The 19,207-nt window shown below is 66.3% G+C and carries 18 protein-coding genes and 1 pseudogene; 11 read left to right on the top strand and 8 right to left on the bottom strand.

What is annotated here, in order from left to right:
- Window positions 1-36 precede the first annotated feature (36 nt).
- The gene (locus GUI70_RS08675; RefSeq protein WP_161881906.1) at window positions 37-369 is read right to left on the bottom strand and encodes an Asp23/Gls24 family envelope stress response protein; all 333 of its coding nucleotides are present in this window, start codon (window positions 367-369) and stop codon (window positions 37-39) included.
- A gap of 160 nt (window positions 370-529) precedes the next feature.
- Here GUI70_RS08675 and efp point away from each other — a divergent pair, with 160 nt between their 5' ends.
- The 5 genes from efp to GUI70_RS08650 all read left to right on the top strand — a co-directional run bounded on the left by efp (window position 530) and on the right by GUI70_RS08650 (window position 4,290).
- Window positions 530-1,087, top strand: coding sequence for an elongation factor P (gene efp / locus GUI70_RS08670; protein ID WP_161881905.1), 558 nt, complete (start codon window positions 530-532; stop codon window positions 1,085-1,087).
- Window positions 1,088-1,417: 330 nt separating this feature from the next.
- Window positions 1,418-1,975, top strand: coding sequence for an acetyl-CoA carboxylase biotin carboxyl carrier protein (gene accB, locus GUI70_RS08665; RefSeq protein ID WP_161881904.1), 558 nt, complete (start codon window positions 1,418-1,420; stop codon window positions 1,973-1,975).
- A gap of 56 nt (window positions 1,976-2,031) precedes the next feature.
- Entirely contained in the window at window positions 2,032-3,369 is a 1,338-nt protein-coding gene (gene accC / locus GUI70_RS08660; protein WP_161881903.1) for an acetyl-CoA carboxylase biotin carboxylase subunit, read from the top strand.
- A 173-nt stretch (window positions 3,370-3,542) separates the two neighbouring features.
- Window positions 3,543-3,764, top strand: coding sequence for a hypothetical protein (locus GUI70_RS08655; protein ID WP_161881902.1), 222 nt, complete (start codon window positions 3,543-3,545; stop codon window positions 3,762-3,764).
- Window positions 3,765-3,909: 145 nt separating this feature from the next.
- Complete coding sequence (locus tag GUI70_RS08650) at window positions 3,910-4,290, top strand: class I SAM-dependent methyltransferase (protein WP_161881974.1); 381 nt, start codon at window positions 3,910-3,912, stop codon at window positions 4,288-4,290.
- A 203-nt stretch (window positions 4,291-4,493) separates the two neighbouring features.
- Here the strand turns inward: GUI70_RS08650 and rnr are convergent, their stop codons facing one another.
- The 3 genes from rnr to GUI70_RS08635 form a co-directional block, all read right to left on the bottom strand.
- A complete protein-coding gene (gene rnr / locus GUI70_RS08645; RefSeq protein WP_237724795.1) occupies window positions 4,494-8,618 on the bottom strand; it encodes a ribonuclease R in 4,125 nt (1,374 codons plus the stop codon).
- 196 nt (window positions 8,619-8,814) lie between these two features.
- Window positions 8,815-10,134 (bottom strand): App1 family protein phosphatidate phosphatase, encoded by a 1,320-nt coding sequence (locus GUI70_RS08640; RefSeq protein ID WP_161881901.1) that lies wholly within the window; start codon window positions 10,132-10,134, stop codon window positions 8,815-8,817.
- A 100-nt stretch (window positions 10,135-10,234) separates the two neighbouring features.
- Entirely contained in the window at window positions 10,235-11,005 is a 771-nt protein-coding gene (locus GUI70_RS08635; RefSeq protein ID WP_161881900.1) for an SDR family NAD(P)-dependent oxidoreductase, read from the bottom strand.
- A gap of 78 nt (window positions 11,006-11,083) precedes the next feature.
- Between GUI70_RS08635 and GUI70_RS08630 the strand changes: the two genes are divergently transcribed.
- Window positions 11,084-12,331, top strand: coding sequence for a S8 family serine peptidase (locus GUI70_RS08630; protein WP_161881899.1), 1,248 nt, complete (start codon window positions 11,084-11,086; stop codon window positions 12,329-12,331).
- Here GUI70_RS08630 and GUI70_RS24285 read toward each other — a convergent pair.
- Together GUI70_RS24285 and GUI70_RS25220 are read right to left on the bottom strand one after the other, a co-directional pair.
- Entirely contained in the window at window positions 12,288-12,743 is a 456-nt protein-coding gene (locus GUI70_RS24285; protein ID WP_237724794.1) for an NAD(P)/FAD-dependent oxidoreductase, read from the bottom strand. The two genes, GUI70_RS08630 and GUI70_RS24285, sit on opposite strands and share 44 nt — an antisense overlap.
- Before the next feature lie 55 nt (window positions 12,744-12,798).
- A pseudogene (locus GUI70_RS25220) lies at window positions 12,799-13,383 on the bottom strand (NAD(P)-binding domain-containing protein); the annotation flags it as partial.
- A gap of 75 nt (window positions 13,384-13,458) precedes the next feature.
- Between GUI70_RS25220 and GUI70_RS23970 the strand changes: the two are divergent.
- On the top strand, window positions 13,459-13,626 hold the full coding sequence (locus GUI70_RS23970; RefSeq protein ID WP_202630436.1) for a hypothetical protein: 168 nt from the start codon (window positions 13,459-13,461) through the stop codon (window positions 13,624-13,626).
- A gap of 15 nt (window positions 13,627-13,641) precedes the next feature.
- On the opposite strand, the gene GUI70_RS08615 is transcribed toward GUI70_RS23970, so the two are convergent.
- Entirely contained in the window at window positions 13,642-14,460 is an 819-nt protein-coding gene (locus GUI70_RS08615) for a phosphatase PAP2 family protein (RefSeq protein WP_161881896.1), read from the bottom strand.
- A 75-nt stretch (window positions 14,461-14,535) separates the two neighbouring features.
- Between GUI70_RS08615 and GUI70_RS08610 the strand changes: the two genes are divergently transcribed.
- The 4 genes from GUI70_RS08610 to GUI70_RS08595 all read left to right on the top strand — a co-directional run bounded on the left by GUI70_RS08610 (window position 14,536) and on the right by GUI70_RS08595 (window position 18,441).
- Window positions 14,536-16,089, top strand: coding sequence for an ABC transporter ATP-binding protein (locus GUI70_RS08610; RefSeq protein ID WP_161881895.1), 1,554 nt, complete (start codon window positions 14,536-14,538; stop codon window positions 16,087-16,089).
- Window positions 16,090-16,400: 311 nt separating this feature from the next.
- Window positions 16,401-16,904 (top strand): hypothetical protein, encoded by a 504-nt coding sequence (locus tag GUI70_RS08605; protein ID WP_161881894.1) that lies wholly within the window; start codon window positions 16,401-16,403, stop codon window positions 16,902-16,904.
- The gene (locus GUI70_RS26115; protein WP_161881972.1) at window positions 16,905-17,237 is read left to right on the top strand and encodes a DUF4357 domain-containing protein; all 333 of its coding nucleotides are present in this window, start codon (window positions 16,905-16,907) and stop codon (window positions 17,235-17,237) included.
- Between the two features lie 10 nt (window positions 17,238-17,247).
- Window positions 17,248-18,441, top strand: coding sequence for an acyl-CoA dehydrogenase family protein (locus GUI70_RS08595; protein WP_161881893.1), 1,194 nt, complete (start codon window positions 17,248-17,250; stop codon window positions 18,439-18,441).
- A 54-nt stretch (window positions 18,442-18,495) separates the two neighbouring features.
- On the opposite strand, the gene GUI70_RS08590 is transcribed toward GUI70_RS08595, so the two are convergent.
- Window positions 18,496-19,089 carry a hypothetical protein gene (locus GUI70_RS08590; protein WP_161881892.1) on the bottom strand — a complete coding sequence of 198 codons (594 nt, stop codon included), beginning with the start codon at window positions 19,087-19,089 and terminating at the stop codon, window positions 18,496-18,498.
- Between the last annotated feature and the right edge of the window lie 118 nt (window positions 19,090-19,207).

Genomic DNA, 19,207 nt, shown 5'->3' with positions numbered 1-19,207 from the left:
AAGAGGGCGCGCTTGACCGGAGTGGAGTGGGTGCTCTCAGACACGGCGCACCCCCACAGCGTGCACGCGGGTGGCGCTCAGTTCGAAGCCCGCCTGGGTTTTGACGGTGTGCTCGACCCGCTCGGCGATGTTCTTGGCGACCGCCGGGATATTGACTCCGTAGGCGACGACCACGTAGAGATCGGCGCTGGTCTGTGCGCCCTCCTTGACGATCACCACGCCGTCGCGGGCCTGGGCGCGGCCCAGCACGCGCTGGAGGCCCTCCTTGAGGTTGGCCGGGGCCATGCCCACCACGCCGGGAATTTCGTGGGCCGTCAGGCCGATGAGGGAGGCGAGGGCCGCCTCGCTGATTTGAATGGTTCCGTTCACGGTGCAGGCAGTATACGGGAGCCGCCGCTTTTCGGCGGCCCTGCACTCCCTTCGCCTGCAGTATTCTTGCCCGCCGCCGCCCGAGTGGAGTAGAATGGCGGCTGTTGCCGACGCGGCGCTCGAGCAGGTGAGCGCTCCGGCTTAAGGAGTCCCCAACAGAATGATCAGCGTAACAGACCTCAGAAACGGCACCAAAGTGGAAATGGACGGCGGCTTGTGGGAGTGCCTCGACTACTCGCACCTCAAGATGGGACGCGGCGGCGCGAAAGTCGTCACCAAGTTCCGCAACATGGAAACAGGCAGCATCGTGGACCGCACCTTCAACAGCACCGAAAAGTTGCAGGACATCTACGTGGAAGGCAAGGCCATGCAGTACCTCTACAAAGACGGCGAGGACTACATGTTCATGGACATGGAGACCTTCGAGCAGCTGCATTTGCCCCCGGTGCTGGCGGGAGACGCAGCCAAGTTCATGAAAGAGAATATGGACGTGGAAGTGACCATGTACGGCGACAAGCCGCTCAAGATCACCCTGCCCAATCAGGTCATCCTGCAGATTGTCGAGACCGACCCCGGGATTCGCGGCGATACGGTGTCGGGTGGCACCAAGCCTGCCAAGCTGGAGAGCGGCGCGACGGTGCAGGTGCCCTTGTTCGTCGAGAACGGCACCTCGGTCAAGGTGGATACCCGTACCGGCGAGTACCTCAGCCGGGCGTAAGCTTTCCCTCAGGGTCCGGTCAGGCGGCGATGTTTGCTGGCCTGGCCGGATTTTTTGGGTGTGCCACGAACCCCGACCAGATGGGCAGGCCAGTGTCATGAACGAACACCCGGATGGCGCCTTCCTCCGCGTTCACGACGTCATGCGGAAACACCGAAGCCCTTTCTCGGCTGGTCCGGAATTGAGTGGGTCGCCTATGCCGTACGCGGCCTGAGCGCCGCCGCGACACTTGCGGGCCGCCACACCTTACAATCCGGTCTGAACCCAACACGCCCCCACGTCGCCAAGCGGCGCTGCCCTGGGCATTCTCTTTTCCGGAGGCCAATTGTCATGAATCCCGAAGACCTGAAAAAAATACTGGACGCCCTGAGCGCCGCTGACGTGCGCGAGTTCGCCCTCAAGACCGGAGAATTCGATCTGAGCCTGCGCCGAGGCCCGCAGGCCATGCAGGGCGGCGCAGCCCTGCCAAGTGCCAGTTCTGGCGCGGCAGCGGCCACCCCCGTTGCCAATCAGCCGCTGGCCACTCCTTCAGTGTCCGGCCAGCCGGTCGCCAGCAGTACGGCGGCCAGCCCGGCAGCCAGCAGCGGATCGGTTGAGGCCGCACCCACCCCGGCGACCGAAGCGCCCGCAACTGCCCCGGCGGCCAAGGCGTCCGGCACGCCGCTCAAGGCCCCCATCGTCGGCACCTTCTATGCCAGCTCCAGCCCCGACGCCGCGCCCTATGTCAAGGTGGGCGACACGGTCAGCGCCGGGCAGGTGCTGTGCATCATCGAGGCCATGAAGCTGATGAACGAGATCGAGGCCGAAACCGGCGGCGTGGTCCGCGAGATTCTGGTCAAGAACGCCGAGCCGGTGGAATACGGGCAGACGCTGTTTCTCATTGAATAAGTTCTGAGCCGAAGTGAGTCCTCAGTACTTCGCTTCCCATTCCTGAAGGAACCTGTATGTTCAAGAAAATACTCATCGCCAACCGGGGCGAGATTGCCCTGAGAATCATGCGGACGGCCCGCGAGATGGGCATCCAGACTGTCGTGATCTACTCGCAGGCCGACGAAAAGAGTTTGCCGGTGCTGCTGGCCGACGAATCGGTGTGCGTGGGGCCTGCTGCCAGTAACGCTTCGTACCTCAACATTCCCAATATCCTCTCGGCGGCGCTGATGACTGGCGCGGAAGCCATTCACCCCGGCTACGGCTTCATGGCCGAAAACCCCGATTTTGCCGAGATGTGCCGCGAGCACGGCATCGTGTTCATCGGCCCCACCCCGGAGAGCATGCGGGCGCTGGGGAGCAAGGCGGGCGGGCGCGAGATCGCCGCACTCAGCAACGTGCCGGTGGTGCCGGGCACCGGCATTCTGGAAGACCTCGACGCAGCGGTGCTGGCCGCCAAGCAGATCGGCTACCCGGTGCTGCTCAAGGCCAGCGCGGGTGGTGGCGGGCGTGGGCAGAAAGTCATTCGCACCCAGGACGAGCTGAAAAAGGGCTTTGCCCAGGCGCAGGAAGAAGCGCGGCTGTACTTCAGCGATCCGGACCTGATCATGGAGAAGTTCCTCGAAGAGTTCCGGCACGTCGAGGTGCAGGTGATGGGTGACGGTCAGGGCCATGTCATTCATATCGGCGAGCGCGACTGCTCGATTCAGCGCCGCAACCAGAAACTGATCGAGGAAGCGCCCAGCAATCTGCCGGCTACCCTGAGGCAGGAGATTCTGGACGCGGGCGTGCGCCTGGCACAGCACGTCAACTACGCTGGGGCCGGAACCCTGGAATTCATCGTGGACCGCGACGGCGGCTTTTATTTCATGGAGATGAACACCCGCATTCAGGTGGAACACTGCGTTTCCGAGATGATCTCGGGTCTGGACTTCGTGAAGTTGCAGTTGCAAATTGCGGCGGGCGAGGGTCTGGCGCTGACGCAAAGTGACATCGTGCTACGCGGTCACGCCATCGAGTGTCGCCTCAACGCCGAGGATCCCGACAAGGATTTTCGCCCGGCGGCGGGCAAGATCGAGGAGGTCTACTTTCCTGGCGGCCCTGGCGTGCGGGTCGACAGCCACGTCTACGAGGGCTACGTCATTCCGCCGCACTACGACTCGCTGATCGGCAAGCTGATTGTCTGGCATGAGAGCCGCGAGCAGGCCATCCCCAGGATGAAGCGCGCTTTGCAGGAAGCGGTCATCGGCGGCCCCAAAACCACCATCCCGCTGTACATCCGCATCATGGACAATCCCTTTTACAAGCGCGGCGCGGTCATGACCAATTTCCTCAAGACCCGTATGGACATGTAAGTCGGTCCATCATCAAGCATTGAAGGGGCGTTGAGCTGGTCTTATTCCAGCTTGATAACCGCTTCAGAAGGAAAGAAACCTCACGATTGCTGGTGCCTACACGCGGCAATCTGCCACCCAAGTTCATTGGCTGCCCGAACCACTACGGGCAACAAGGTACAAGGGGGATTCACATGAAAGTATCCAATATCTTCTATATTCTGGGCTTCGTTTCTATTGCCATTTCGGCCACCAATTATCTCAAGGGCAAGTCAGGCGGTACCCAAGAGTCCAGCGAGCAGGAAAAGCAGCGCGACGGCCTCTTCACCGGCCACTGGGCACCTACCTTCTTTATCTTGGGCAAGATCGTGGAAGACCGTGAAGACAAGAACGAGTCGCTGGTGACGGGCAACTGAATCTTGCCCTAATCAGAGGGTTGAAGGGCGCTTCGGCGCTCTTTTTTCGTGCTCTGCCCTGGAGGGCGTGAACGCCCGTGACACCCTGCCCTCCCACGTCTGCGGCTAGGGCTGGACGTTCGAACCGTTACCGTTACTAGACGCGATCGATCTGCCTCCTGCCGCTGCCGTGCTCGACATCGGCGCGGGTGGAGGGAAGTTGGTTGAAGACCTGCGGCGGCGCGGCCATACTGGATTGTTGATCGGCCTCGATATGAAGCCGGGAGCAGGTGTGCTGCCGTTCGCGGATGCCCACTTCGACGCCGCCTTGCTGATCCGGGTGTTGCTGTACGTCGCCGATCCGCAGCAGGCGCTGGCAGAAGCTTGGCAGGTGCTAAGCCCCGGCGGAACAATGGTGGTGGCTGTGCAGGGTGCGGCGCATCTGGCGGCCTTCTGGGCGCTGTTCGGCTCGCCGGAAGGAGAATCGGCGGACGCGGCCACTCGGCGGCAGCTTGCTCCGTGGCTCTTTGATCGACTGGATCTTTAAGGTGCCTGTCGCGCTGGAACCGCAGACGGTTCACGGTCCGCCCGCCGCCCTGTGATTCGAAGGATCAGCTGCCTTGCCTAATTACTTGCACCTGATCGTGTTCCGATGCATCCGCTGAGTGACCCGGAGAACTGGTTCAGCGCGGGCACGACAAACAAAAAAGGCCCAGTGCTTAACTGGACCTCTGCTGTGCTCGCTTGAATTCAGCCCTGACCGCTTTGGCCGTTGCCACCCCGGCGACCCCGGCGACGGCGACGGCGGCGGGCCTCGTCGGCAGCGCTGCTCTCGGCACTGGGCGCGGGTGCGCTGGCCTGGGCGGCAGCGGGGCGCGGACGCTGGCCCTGGGCCTCACCGCGTGGGCGCTCGGTGCGGCTTTGATTGCCGCGCTGCACCTGACCCGGGTTCTGGCTGCGGCCCCGGAAGGTGGGCTGGTTGCTGCGGGAACTGCCCGAGTCGCGGCCCTGACCTTCTTCCGGTGGCATGTTGTCCAGCGTCCAGTCACCGAAATACATTCGCTGCACCGTCACGTTGACCGGGCGCAGGTGCTCGTTGCGGGGTCGGTCCAGCGTGACCACCCGGCGACGAAACCCGCCGCTGGGCCGCTCACTGGTCCGCTCGCCTGAGCGCTGCGGGTTGCCGCGTCCTGTCTGGGCGCTGGGCCTCTCGCCCCGTGCTGGAGCCTCACGGCGCACGCCGGTGCCGGAATCGCTGCCGGGGCGCTGGAGAGACTGGCTGTGTGGCGGCTGACCCTCCTGAGACTGGCCCTGTTGTTCGGGCGCGGCCTGGGCGGGCAACTGCGTGCCCTCAGCGCTGCTCTCCTCGGGGTCGCCGGGTTTACGGGGCAGGAAGCTGCTGAGTTTCTCGCGCTTTTGCGTCTCACGGTCTTCGCGGCGGCGGGCGCGGGGGCGGGGGTCGTTGCCGTCCATACTGTTCTCCTGATTCTGGTCAAACTGAGTGAAGTCGATCTGGCGTGCCAGCGGATTGACGCCGCTGATGGTCACGTCTATTCGCTCGCCGATGCGGTAGATGCGGCCACTGGTGCGGCCTTTGAGGATGCTGGCATCCTCGATGTAGAAGTAGTAGTCGTCGCCCAGGTTGGAGATGTGCAGGCGGCCCTCGACGCCGTTTTCGAGCGAGACGAACAGGCCCGAGGCGATGACGCCCGAGACCCGGCCCTCGAAGTTCTCCTCGAGGTGCTCCTGCGCCCACTTGGCTTGGTAGTACTTGGTCAGGTCGCGCTCGGCGTCGGAGGCGGTGCGCTCGCGCTCGGAGGTGTGGCGGCCCTGCTCGGGCAGCGCTGCGGCCAGCTCAGTGCGCACCCGGTCCGATACGGGTCCGCTCAGCGCCGCCTTGAGCGCTCTGTGCACCAGCAGATCGGGGTAGCGGCGAATCGGCGAGGTGAAGTGCAGGTACTCGCCGAAGGCCAGCCCGAAGTGCCCCAGGTTTTCCCCGGCGTATTTGGCCTGCTGCATGCTTCTGAGCAGCAGGGTATTGACGGCGCTCTCCTGCCCGGTGCCGCGCACCGCCTTGAGCACCGCCTGGTATGCCTGCGGGGTGGGCTCGCCGCCGGGGAAACTCAGCCCCATGCGGCCAATCGCCCCGGTGACTTCCTGAAAGCGGGCCAGGGTCGGCTCCTCGTGGATGCGAAACAGGGTCGGCACATTCTTTTCGAGCAGAAAATGCGCGACGGCCTTGTTGGCCAGCAGCATCAAATCCTCGATCATGCCACGCGCGGTTTCCTCGCGGATGGGGATGAGCTGCATGTGGCCGCCCGCGTCCACGTCTACTTTCACCTCGCGCAGCTTGAAATCGAGGCTGCCCTCGCGCAGCCGCTTCTGGCGTAGCTTGGCGGTGATTTTGAGCAGGAGGTGCAGATCGCCTTCCAGCACCCGGGCGTCGCCCTGGAGGGTCGCCACCGCTTCTGAGTAGGCCTGCACCTCGTCGTAGGTGAGCCGGGCCTTGCTGCGAATCACGCTGGGCGTGAAGGTGGCGCTGAGAATCTCGCCGTCGCCGGAGAGCTCCATCATGGCGCTCATGGTGAGGCGGTCCTCGTGCGGCACCAAGCTGCACACCCCGTTGCTGAGGTGCTCGGGCAGCATCGGCAGCACCTTGCCCGGCAGATAGACGCTGGTGGCGCGGGCATACGCCTCGTCGTCGAGGGCCGTGCCAGGGCGGACATAGTGACCCACGTCGGCGATGTGCACGCCCACCACGAAGGTGCCTTCCGGCGTCGCCTGAATGTGGATGGCGTCGTCGAAATCCTTGGAATCGCTGCCGTCCACCGTGAAGATGTGGTAGTCGCGCAGATCGAGTCGGCCTTTCAGGGCGTCGTCGGGCAGGCGGGTGGGAATGGCGTCGGCCTCGGCCAGCACGTTGGCCGGGAACTCGTCGCGCAAACCGTACTTGACGATCACGGCCTGGGTCTCGGTGGCCGGGTCATCCTCATGGCCCAACACCCGCACGATCTCGCCGTACACCTCGTCCTCGCCGGTGTGCTCGGGCCAGAACAGCTGGGTGACCACCCGCGCGCCGTTGGGCAGCCCCTCGGTGCCGCCGGGCATCAGCATGATGCGGTGGCGGGCGCGGTGGTCGTCGGGCTTGAGAAAGGCGTAGGTCTGCTGGTGGTCGAGCGAGCCGACGAGCTGCGAGTAGGCCCGGTTGACGATGCGAACGACGGCGGCGCGCGGCGAGTCGTTGCGGCGGTTGCCGCCGCGCCCGCGCTCGTTGTAGCGCTCGTTGCCGCCGCTGCGGCCTTCCGGGCGAATCAGGACGATGTCGCCGTTCCAGGCTTCAAGGGTCTCGCCCTCGCGGATATAGAAATCCTCGCCGCCCGCGCCCGAATCAGGAACGACGAAGCCGAAGCCGCCGCTCGACGCCTGAAAGCGTCCGCGTACCAGATTCATGGCCTCGGGCAGACCGTAGGTGTGGCGGCGGGTACGAATCACGTCGCCGCTGCGGGTCAGGTCCTCGAGCAGTCCGGCCAGATCGCGCCGCACGCCCAGTTTCTCGCGGCCCTGGCGAGTAAAGGTGCGCTCGAAGTCGCGCACATGCACCGGGCGGCCCAGCTTGCGAAGCTGCGCGGTGATCAGTTCCCTGGCCTCGGCGCTGACGCCGTGCGCGCCGGACGTTTCCTGCTGATCGCTGCCGGAAGTCTCGGCACTGTCCTGGTCGTCACCCGCCTCGTCCGCCGTGGCCGTTTCGAGCGATTGAGCGGGGGTCAGCGCGGCCGGCTGCTGAAGCTCGACCTGCTTGCGACTCCCCGGCGGGCGTCCGCGCCGTGGTCTGGTGGGGGCCGGGGCAAGCTCGACGCCGGCGGCTGCCGGTTCGGCTCCGCTGCTCAGGTCTGCTGCCGCCTCGCCCGACTGGGCGTCTGTGAGCCGGGTGACGCTAGGAATCAGGTCAGTCTGGTCCGGCTCGGCAAGCTGCGGCGCGGCTTTGGGTGGGCGGCCTCGGCGCGGGCGGGCCGGTCTGGGGTCGCTGTCCGCCCCGGTGCTCGGGTGATCAGCAACCGGGTCAGCTTGTGTGGGGTCCACCTGGGGGAGCGGCTCAACGGTGGCCACCAGTTCAGAGGCAGGTTGCTCGGACGTCGCCACCTTCCTGGGCCGACCGGGGCCGCGTTTGACGGGGGTTGCGGGCACAGTGGCCTCGCTGGCCTGAACCGGCTGGAGAGCAGCAGAGACCTCCAGAAGTTCGGCTTCCGGCAGGGCCAGTGGCGGCTCGGTGATCGGGGTCGCTATTTTTTTGCGGCGTCCTGGCTTCCTGGCCTCAGGCATGACCAGCTCAGGAGCGGTGACTTCAGGCAGTGCGACTTCAGCGGTCATGGGAGCTGGGTCGGGCGTGAGAGCGGTGGTGCTGGCGCTTCGTCTGCCACGCCGCGCAGGGGCCGCAGGCTCAGCAAGCGGTTCCTGGGTGGTCGGCAACCCGGTTGCGGCGACGGGTAACCCGTCAATCGTCTGTTCGCCAGTCGTTGGCTCGGTGGGTAGGAGCTTGCGGCGGCGGGTCTGGCGCGGCACGCTGGGGGTGGACGATTCCACCGTCGGGGCGGCGTCTTGCGACTCGGCGGCAGCAGTCTTCTTGCGGCGGGAGGTGGTGGGATTGTTCGTAGTCGTGGCCTTGGGGAGCTTCACGCTCTGGGTGGTGGGAGAGGGGGGAGTGACTTCCTCGCTCGCTGGATCAGTCCGGCTGAGCGTGGAAGCGGCGTTGCGGCGCGGCGCGGCGTGCTGACCGCTGCGGCGGCCCGGACGGGGTGCAGACGGTTGCGCTTGTTCCTGCGCTGCGGCGACGTCGGTGGCGGTGGGCGCTGGGCGCTCCTGTTTCTTTCTCGGCACTTTGCACCTGTTTCAGGACTGGGGGCGCAAACCCGGTGCAGTGTGACGCCTTTGGGGGGCGTCTGCGTTGCGGCGGTCTGCGCGGTCATTTCGCTTGTCTGGGGCATTGCGCTCACGGCGCGTCCTGTGCCCGGAAGCTCTTGTAGTTTAGCACACCGCTCCTCATTTGCAGGGCCGACCCGATGGGGGAGGCGGCTCAACTGCGCCGGGGCCGCCGGATGAGCGGGGCCAAATCCAGGGCGGCGGCACCGACTGGGCCTGGACTGGCCGCTGCCGGAGCGGGGAAAGACGGTGCGAAGGGGTTGTGGGCCAATGGATTCTGGGCAAACGACTTCTCTACAGATTGGATGACACTTCTGAGTTCACTGGGCGAGATCAGGTTCATCGCCATGGCGTGAAAAGCGGCGGCCAGCGAGTCGCGGGTGAGGACCAGTTCCACGCCCGCCTTCTGCACCTCAGCGCGAAGTTGTTGCACGCCCTCGTCACGGGCCGCGCCGGTCACCCTGCGGATGTAGACAGCCAGCACCCGCCCCGGATTGCGCCGGACCACCTCGGCGTAGATCTCGGGGTCCTGCTCGCCGCTGTCGCCGATCAGCACGAACGGCAGCGCCGGATAGGTCTTCATCAGCCGCTCGATGATGGTGTGCTTGTGATGGCCACCGCCGGAAAACAGCTCCGCACCCCAGTCGCGCAGAAAAATCGGTCCCAGCGGCAAGCGGCGGTACTTGAGGAAGGTCCAGAGCAGGTCGTAGAAATTCCAGGGACTGCTCGACACGTAAAAGATCGGATTGGTTCCGGTTTTTTCACGCACCAGCGCCCGGTAGAGGGCACTCACGCCGGGAAACGGCAGCCGGGTGCGGGCGTTGCCGGTCAGGACGGTGCCGAGCATCTGCGGCAAGCTGGTCACGTCCGACTTGAGCACCGTATCGTCGAGGTCGCTGATGATGCCGAACCGGGGACGGCGCACCACCCGCACTTGGGCGAAGGTCTTTTTGCTGCGGCCCTCGATAGAGAGCGAGGCTTCCAGCCAGCCGCCCGCATCGGGAGTCGCCGCCGCTACTTCGGGGCGCTCCCAGGTCAGGGTGAAGTAACCGCCGGTGTCCGACACGGCGCTGACGGTCTGGCCTTCCAGCACGCCGTAAACGATGACGCCGCCGACCTCGCGTGAGAGCAGCCGCCGCAGGATGCCCACGAAGTTGCGCCACCTCGGATCGCCACGTTTGGGGACCGCCAGCGTGCGCGGCAGCAACACCCGCCCGGTGAGTTCGAGGTGCTGCGGGGTGCCCCAGCCAGTGTACGGCGTGATGATGATGTCGCCTCTGCGTCGGCGCGGCTGGATAAAGGCCGAGAAGCGGGTGTCGGCCAGCGCCAGCAGCCGCTCGAAGGTGGGTTGTAGCAATCTGCCGAGCTGCTTGAGGCTGAGTTGCCGCCGCACGAACTTTCCCAGCCGCGAGAGCAGCCGCGTCTGCTCGAGCGGCCCCGGCCCCTGGGCGGAAGTGTGCTGGCCTGAATCCATGCTGGTCAGTCTAGAGAGTCGGAGGCGGCTGGATGTAAGCCAAACATTCAGAGACGGTGGGTAGGTGATGCCTGACCCGGCTGCTCGTCGGCCCCGCCGCTCAGCGGTAGCGCCGCGCCTGGATCAGCGGCAAAACCCGGTCGACCACACCGGGAAAGAGGGTGTCGAGCAGCGCGGGCAACTTATACCAGCCCGGCACCACCACCTCGCGCCGGGGTCGCTCCAGCACATCCGCGATGACCTGAGCCACGATCTGCGGTCCCGGCATCGGCAGGCTGGCCCGCGCCGTCAGCTCGGTGCGCACGAAGCCCGGCGAGACGAGCGACACATTCACGCCGCTGCCCATCAGTTCGCGCCGCAGCGAGAGCGAGAAGCCGCGCAGCCCGAACTTGCTGGCGCTGTACATACCCTGAAAAGCGATGATACCCGCCACCGAGGCCACGTTGACGATTGCGCCCTGCCTGCGGGCGCGCATGGCGGGCAACACCAGCCGGGTCAGCTCGATGGGCGCGCTTAAATTGGTATGCAGCACCCGCAGCGGGTCGGCGTCGTCCCACCAGGGGCCGGAAGCGATGCTCACGCCCGCGTTGTTGATCAGGGCGTCGATGCGCCCGAAGCGCCCAGTGGCCTGCTCGACCAGCCGCCGCCGGTCGGCGTCCTCAGTCACGTCGGCCTGCACCGCCATCGAGCGCTCACCGCTGGGGTCGAGGCGCTGGCAGAGGGTTTCGAGCTTGTCCAGTCGCCGGGCCGCCAGCACCAGCGCGTAGCCCCGGCGATGCAACTCGGCGGCCGTCGCCTCGCCGATGCCGCTCGACGCGCCGGTCAGCACGGCCACCGGACGGGGGGTGAAAGGGGAGAGGGGGGAAGTCACGGACCCAGCATACCGACCAGCACTCAACGGTGAAGGCCCGCTTCAGCCGTTCGTCAGGCCTGGCCCCCAGACTGAGGCATGATTCGCCCTCTTCGTTCGCTGGCCTGCCTGTCGTATGCGCTGCTGCTCGGCGGACTGCCGCTCTCGGGACTGGCGCAGGTGAACGCGCCCGCCGCGCTGCCGGCCCGCCCGATCAGTCGGCCCTCGTCCGCCCTGCCGGAACTCAAGCCGCTGCCTGCCGCGCCGAAAGTATCCGCGCCACTGGTGCCGTTCGCCGCGCCAGCAAAACCGGCTTCAACCCAGACGGCCCCGAAACCGGCAGCACCGACGCCGATCAACACGGTCATGCCCAGCGATCCGCTCTATTCGCAGCAGTGGAATCTGGCCGCCGTCAGGATGCCCGCTGGCTGGGCCGTGACGCCCGGCGAGGCCGTCACGGTGGCGGTGCTCGACACCGGCTATGTCAACGACCCGGAACTGGCGGGGCGGCTGACCAGCGGCTATGACTTCGTGTCGGATTCGGCCCGCTCCGGCGACGGTGACGGGCGTGACGCCGACGCTTCAGGTGTGGGGGCATTTCGCTATCACGGCGAGGGGGTCGCCAACATCATCGCAGCGGCCCACGACACCCTGGGCATGGCGGGCGTCAATCCGCGCGCGCGCATCGTCGCGGTGCGGGTCGCGGGCGAGGACGGCCTGATCGCCCCGCAGGACCTGATCGACGGCCTGCGCTGGGCCGCCGGGCTGCGGGTCGGCGGCGCGCCGCTTAACCTGCGCCCGGCCAAGGTCATCAATCTCAGCTTGTATGCCGACTTCATCGCGCTGACCGGCTGCGACGCGGGCGTGCAGCGGGCGGTGGACGAGGTTACGGCCAGGGGTGTGCTGATCGTCGCTGGGGCCGCCAACGACGCCGCCGACGCGGGCGGCTACAGTCCGGCAGGCTGCCGGGGCGTGCTGACGGTCGCCGGTACCAACCGGGCTGGGCGGCGTGCCAGCTATTCCAACTTCGGCGCGTCGGTGGCACTCGCGGCTCCGGGCGGGGAGCAGAGCGGGCCGCTGGTCTTCAGTGCGGTGGAGGGTGAGCAGCGCCGCAGCGGCACCAGCTTTGCCGCCCCGCAGGTGACCGGCTTGGCCAGCCTGGTGATGGGCCTGAATCCCAAGTTGACGCCCGCCCAGGTGATTGACCTGCTGCGCCGCACCGCCCAGCCGTTCGTCGGTGGCCGCTGCGATGCCGACCCGGCTAAGAGCTGCGGTGCGGGATTGATGGATGCGGGTGCGGCGCTCAGGGCGGCGAAAGCGTCACCTGGTCTTCCTGCCGGGCGATGAGGGCGGCGATCTGCCGGGCTCCTGCGGCGATGGCGTGCAGCATGCCGGTGGTCGCCACCTGGTAGTCGCAGGCGTGGACGTTGGTGGTCGCCGCCAGCTCAGGCGCGTAAGGGGCGGCGGGTTGGTAGCCGGTGGCGAGAATCACGGCGTCAATGCCCAGGGTTTTACCGCTCGTCAGCCGCACCTGCTGCTCTCCAAATCCGGCGACGTCGCCCACCACCCTCACAGCTCCGGAGCGCACCGCGTGGACGATGCCGGTGTCGATGATCGGCACGCGCCCGGTTCGCTCGATCTGTTGAAACGGTCCGAACGGCAGCATCCGTAGGCCGTGACGGGGCAGCTCGCGGCACAGCCACCAGCGCAGCGGAAAGGTCAGCGCGTCGCGCGGAATTACGTTGACTGCGCCCCGCACCGACCAGGTGACCGCGCTGCAAGGCCAGGGCAATCTCGTGTCCGGAGTTGCCCGCACCGATAACCAGCACCCTTGCGCCCCAGAACGCCAGGCCGCTGCGGCAGCGCGAACTGTGCAGCACCGTGCCCGCGAACCGCTCCAGACCGGGCCGTTCGGGCAGGACCGGCGTGGCTGCGTGGCCTGTGGCCAGCACCAGATGCCGGGCGTGGTACTCGCCCCGGTTGGTCTGCACGCGCCACACGCCCTGCTCCTCCCTGACGACGCGGCGGACCTCGGTGCCGAGGCGTGGGCTGAGGCGCAGGCGGTGCGCGTAGGTTTCCAGATAAGCCACCACCTGATCGCGGCTGGGGTAGCGTTCGGTGTTTGCCGGGAAGCGGAGGTACGGCAGCGCCGAGTGGCCTTTGTCGGTGTGCAGTTGCAACGTCTCGTGGTGTCGCCGCCATGTGCTGGCGAGGTTCAGTTCGCGCTCGAGCAGCAGGCAGTTCACGCCGCGCCGCTTCAGGCAGGCGGCTGCGGCCAGTCCGGCAGGCCCCGCGCCGACGATGACGACGGGCCAGACGGTGGGTGAGGGCGGAGTGAGGCGGCTGAAGTCTCGGGCATCAAAAGACCTCCCCGGTACCGAACGAAACCGGCTTAGCACGGCTGAAGGGGCAGTTGAACAAAGGGGCGTGGCCCGACCTGAGCGGGTCACCGAAAGCCCACTACACTGGATGCCATGAAGCCCAATGCCTTCAACCTCTATCTGACGGTGGCCCTCTGTGCGGGGTGGGCCATCTTGCTGATCACCTTTTTGCGAAAAGCCAACTGGCCGCTGGCAGCCCTCAGCGCCGTGCTGCTGATCGCTTACGGCGTGCGCCTCTACAACCTGACCAAAAAGTCCTAGTCCAGAAGTCTTGGTTCAGGAGTCCTGGCTGATCGGCGTGGCGGGCCTCAGCCACACCTTCAGCAGCGCCGGAACGCCCCAGATGGCCACCAGAACCAGCAGGAAGTAGCGCAGGGCACGCGCCGCGCCGCTCAGCGAGGTGGGCAGCAGTCCGGCCAGGGCGCTCAGGCCCAGGTACACCCCGATCACGATGATCAGCCCAATCACGGCCACGCCGACGCGCCCGGCCCAGGTAGTGGGCGGCAGGTAGCGCGGCTCGGCCAGCCAGAACCCGGCCAGTATCCCCAGGCCCCGGCTGTACTCTTCCGGCAAGCTGACCGGCAGCAGGCAGGCGATGATCAGTACCACAGTAGGTAGCCAGAGGTTCGGTGCGAGAAAGCTGGACCGCCGCCAGTCGAGGATGGCCAGAGCGGCGAAGACAACGCCCAGCAGCAGGCCCACCAGCACATCGGATGGATAGTGGACATGCAGCGCCAGCCGGGATGCCGAGATCAGCGCGACCAGCAGGCCCAGCACGACCCATACCCAGGGCCGCCGCAGTTGGGCCGCAATGCCGCCCCAGAGTGTGGCGCTCATTTGGGCGTGGCCGCTGGGCAGACCGGGGCCGCCCGCCGTGGCCTTTGCCAGATCGCTGGCGACGCCCGGATGACTGGTAAAGGGACGTGGCAGGTTCAGCCCGTACTTGAGCAGCGAGTTGACGAGGTAACTCAGCGCGAAGGCCACTCCCAGCGCCCGCAGCCCGCTGGGGCGCACCAGCCAGCCGTAGAGGGCCAGCGCCGCGATAAAGACCAGATCGCTACCGAATGCCGTGAAGGCCAGCCAGAAAGAATCCATGTGCCACTCATCTTAACGGTGCGAGAACGCCTGCTCTCAACGGGCGGCTTCATCCTCCGGCGCTAGACTGCTTGCATGACCCAGCGCGCCGCCAACCTCACCCACGAACACCGCTCGCCCTACGCCCTGGAGCTGCGAAACATCACCAAGCGCTTTCCACTGGTGCTGGCCAACGACAACATCTCCATGGAAGTCAAGTGGGGCAGCGTCCACGCCCTGTGCGGCGAGAACGGCGCGGGCAAGTCGACTCTGGTGAAGATCGTCTACGGCGCGCAGCCGCCCACCTCCGGCGAGATCGTGGTGGACGGACAGGTGGTCAACCTCAAGGACCCCGCCGACGCCATCAAGCTCGGCATCGGGATGGTGTTTCAGCACTTCATGCTGGTCGAGCCGCTGACCGTCACCGAGAACGTCATTCTGGGCAGCGAACCCACCCGGGGCGGGGCCATCGACTACGCCGGGGCGCGCCGCAAGGTGGCCGCACTTATCAAGCAGTTCAACTTCGGCCTCGACCCCGACGCCCGTATCGAGGATCTGCCGGTGGGCATGCAGCAGAAAGTCGAGATTCTCAAGACGCTCTACCGGGGCGCGCGCATCCTGATTCTCGACGAGCCGACAGCGGTGCTGACCCCTTCGGAAACCGACGAACTGTTCGCCTTTCTCAAGGGCCAGTACGCGGCGGCGGGCAACAGCGTGGTGTTCATCTCGCATAAGCTCCACGAGGTCTTGCACATCTCCGATACCATCTCGGTGATTCGCGACGGCAAGATGATCGGCACCATTCCGGCGCGCGGAGCCACCACCGAAACCCTGGCGAACATGATGGTGGGGCGCGAGGTGGTCATGAAGGTCGACAAGGAACCGGCCCAGCCCGGCGAGGTGGCGCTGGAGGTCAGTGATGTGGTGGTCGTCAACGAGAACCGCAAGAACGTCGTCGACCATGTGTCGTTTCAGGTGCGCCGGGGCGAGATCGTGGGCATCGCGGGAGTGGAGGGCAACGGTCAGAGCCAGCTCGTCGAGGCCATCACCGGCCTGATTCAGCCGCAGAGCGGCAAGATCACCTACGACGGCGTGAGCGCCCACGGCGCCAAGGCGGTGGGGCAGGCGGGCGTGTCGCACGTGCCGGAAGACCGCAACGAGCGCGGGCTGGTGCTGGAGATGACCACCGCCGAGAATTTCATTCTGGGTGAGCAGGACCAGAAACCCTTCGCCGGGCCGCTGGGCCTCCTCAACCTCGATCTGATCGAGCAAAATGCCCGTGAACTCAGCGAAGCCTACGACGTGCGCCCGCGCTCGGCGGCCTTGCAAGCGGGGCGCTACTCCGGCGGCAACGCCCAGAAGATCATCGTGGCCCGCGAGATGCGCAAGAACCCCAAGATTCTGGTGGCCAGCCAACCGACACGCGGGGTGGACATCGGGGCCATCGAGTTCATTCACGCCCAGATCGTGCAGGCCCGTGACAAGGGGCTGGCCGTGCTGCTGATCAGCGCTGACCTGGGCGAGGTCATGAACCTGTCTGACCGCATTCTGGTGATGTACGAGGGCAAGGTGGTTGGCGAGGTGATGGCCGACCAAGCCACCGAGACGCAGCTCGGCTTGATGATGACCGGAAGTACGCTGGCAAAATGAAGCGCGGAGCGTCTTGCTCAACTCAGGGCAGATGCCCTCCCCAAACCCACATCTTCAGGCCACCGTGCAAGCGGTGCTGGCACATGTCCAGGTGGCCCCGCAGCTGAGTGAGGCGCTGGTGCGGCAAGCTGTCGTTTAGCGTTTTTTGCAAGCGGGCGGCTTTGACAGCTGGAATCCTACCGAGGTGGTGCCGGAAGAAACTAACGGCGGCAGGCGTCCGGACTTTCTGGTGAGGGCGGGTGAGGCCTTCGCGCTGGAAATCAAAGGCATGGTGGTGACGCTGGGCCGTCCTAACCAATGGCCGGGCCTGGGTGCTGCTGGACGAACACAAAAATGGCAAGCCCCAGGAGCGCGAGGTGCTGCGCCTGGAAATGACCCTAACTCAGCCGCAGCCCTTCGCGGGCGATCTGGCCCTGCTGTTTGACGCGGCGGTGTGGCGAGCGGGCCGGTTTGAGCAGGCGCTCAGCGAACTCAGAGTGCGAACGCAGCAGCGCCAGCAAGCTGAGCAAGTCAGGACCAGGACCGAGAAAATGCCTGCCGTCCTGGCCTTTCACGCCAAGTATAGAGGGCTGGAATTTGAAGACGCCCTCGACCTGTTTGCTCAGTTGGGCCCCATCACCGAGTTGGAGCGTCAAATGCTGAGCGGCGAGATGGTGCTGCCTTTCTCTGAACCCCGGCCAGAATCGGTGCCACCCAGCGAAATTGAGTTCTGGGGCAAAGTAAAAGCGGCCCGCTCCCACATGATCTACCAACCTGAGACGGGCATTTGGACTCTGCAACCTGGCAGCACTTTTCTGGACCGACCAAGTCTGTAGCTGGGTCTGGAGACGGAAATCCAGCAGTTTCTGGATACGGGGTCGCTGATTCGGCAAGACGGCTTACTGCGACTGAATGCGCCGCTGCCCTGCACTTCACCCTCGGGTGCTGGCAACTCTGTGCTACGTAAGGCTATCAACGGCTGGGGATTCTGGAAGGACGCCCAGGGTCGGTCGGCACAGCATGACCGTCCCAAGTCGACCTGCGCGGGATCGGTCAGCGTTCTCCAGCACTCCCAGTGCAAAGCCGTTCGCGTCGGCCCAAGGAAGATGAACCTTGAGCCGCCTGGAAAGGAGCGATTCGGTCCGTTCTCGCCTGCCCGGATGCTCTAGGCTGACCGGCGTGCCGGACTTCCCCGATTCGCCCGCCTCCGCCGGGCCGCGCCCCGAGGTGCAGCGCCTGACCACCCGCGCCGTGCAGGCCATCACCACCCACCTTGCCGGGTGCGAGGCCGCCCAGGATGTGACGCCTGAGGCTGCCGCCGCCTTGAAGGCCAGCGGCTACGCGGCGCTGTGTGTGCCTTCTCAGCTCGGTGACGAGACGCTGGGGGGCCTGGGCGCGACCTTGAGTGAATTCGCCTGGGCGCAGGAGCGGCTAGGCGCGGCGGGCGCGTCGCTGGCGCTGGTGCTGGCCATGACCGGGCAGGTGTTGGGCAGCGCCTTTGCCGCCAGCAGCCTGCCGCCGCACCTGCTGCTGAAGGTGGGCCGGGCCGCTGTCCGCCGGGGTTCCCTCATCAACGCGGTGGCCAGCGAGCCGGGCCTGGGTTCGCCCTCGCGCGGCGGCTTGCCACAAACGAAGCTCACGCCGGACGGAGGCGGATTTCTGCTCAGCGGCCACAAGACCTGGGCCACCGGGGCGCGGGCGCTCGACTTCGCGCTCGTCACGGCCCGCACCCCCGACGACCAGATCGCCCGCACGCTGATCGATCTGTCGGCGCCGGGCATAGGCATCGAAACCACCTGGGGCGGCTCGCTCTCTCTGCGCGGCAGCGGTTCGCAGGATATTTTCCTGGACCGTGTACGGATCGAGGGCGGCGACGTGGTACCGCCCCAGCCGCAGCACCCGGCCCACCCGGCCTGGTTCTGGACGGCGCTGGCCGGAACCTACCTGGGCGTGGGCACGGCGACCCTGACGGCTCTTATCACCTATACCCGCGAGCGGGTACCCACCGCGCTGGGCCAGCCGCTCTCCAGCCTGCCGCGTGTGCGCGAGGCGACCGGGCGAATCAGCGCCGAACTCGCCGCCGCCCGCGCCCTGCTGCACGAGGCCACCCGGCAGTTTGAGGCTGACCCCAGCGCCGCCCGATTGCCGCTGCTGGCCGTCGCCAAGGCGCTGTGTACCAATGCCGCCGTAAGCGCCGCCGATCAGGCGGCCCGCGTGGTGGGTGGCGCGGCGCTCGCGCCCCAACTCCCGTTCGAGCGCTTGCTGCGCGACGCCCGCGCGGGCCTGACCCACCCGCCCACCGACGCCGAAGCCTTCGAGCGGCTGGGCGGTGCACTGCTCGACGCCGAGCGTCGGGAAACGCAGGTGCCCTGAACCCGAAAAGGGCAGCCGGGGAAGGCCGCCCAAAGGGGATGAGCGCTGTAAAAATCAGTGAAACAGCTGTTTGATCTGCGGTGTCAGCGTGCTGAGGGCACTCGCCTTGAGGCTCAGCGGCGTGGCCGATGCGGGATCGGCAGCCCAGCGCAGTGGCGACTTGCCGTTGGCGAAGCGGATGGTTGAGTTGGTCGTTCCGCTTCCGTCCGAGTTCAGGACCAGCGTCTGGTTGATGACGTTGTAGCCTGCCTTGATGTTGATGGTGTAGGTCGAGATCAGCGTGGAGCCGTTGTTGATGCATTGCTGCTCGCCGCTGACCTGGGTGGCCGAATCCGAGTAGATCAGCAACGTGTCGGTTTCTGTGTACTGGCCACTTCCGTCCGGGTTGACATTGACCTGCACCTCGATCGGCGCGGCGAAGCGGCTCCCGGTGGCCGTGAGCAGCTTGAAATCGACCACCGTGGTCCGGGCAGCCTGATTGCTGATCTTAAGGGCTCCCGCGCAGTTGGCGCTGCTGAGGTCCAGGTCGGCGTCACTCAGTGAGCCGAGATCACTGTCCGTCAGGGTGGCAGGCAACGTCAGGCTGAAGCTGCCGCTGCTGGCGCCGGCTCCCGTCGAGAGCACGCTGTCCGCGTCGACCGCCTGCATGCTGCCCGTGCCGTCCAGGGCAGATACACCTGAGCGGTGGTCTTGGCCGAGGGGTTGAGCATGACCAGGGTGACGCTGACGTTGTAGAGACCCGGCGTGGGTGCCCCCTTGGTTCCCC

The organism is Deinococcus alpinitundrae (genome assembly GCF_009982895.1).
Classification (GTDB): Bacteria; Deinococcota; Deinococci; order Deinococcales; family Deinococcaceae; genus Deinococcus; species Deinococcus alpinitundrae.
This window is presented reverse-complemented; position numbering and strand designations above follow the sequence as displayed.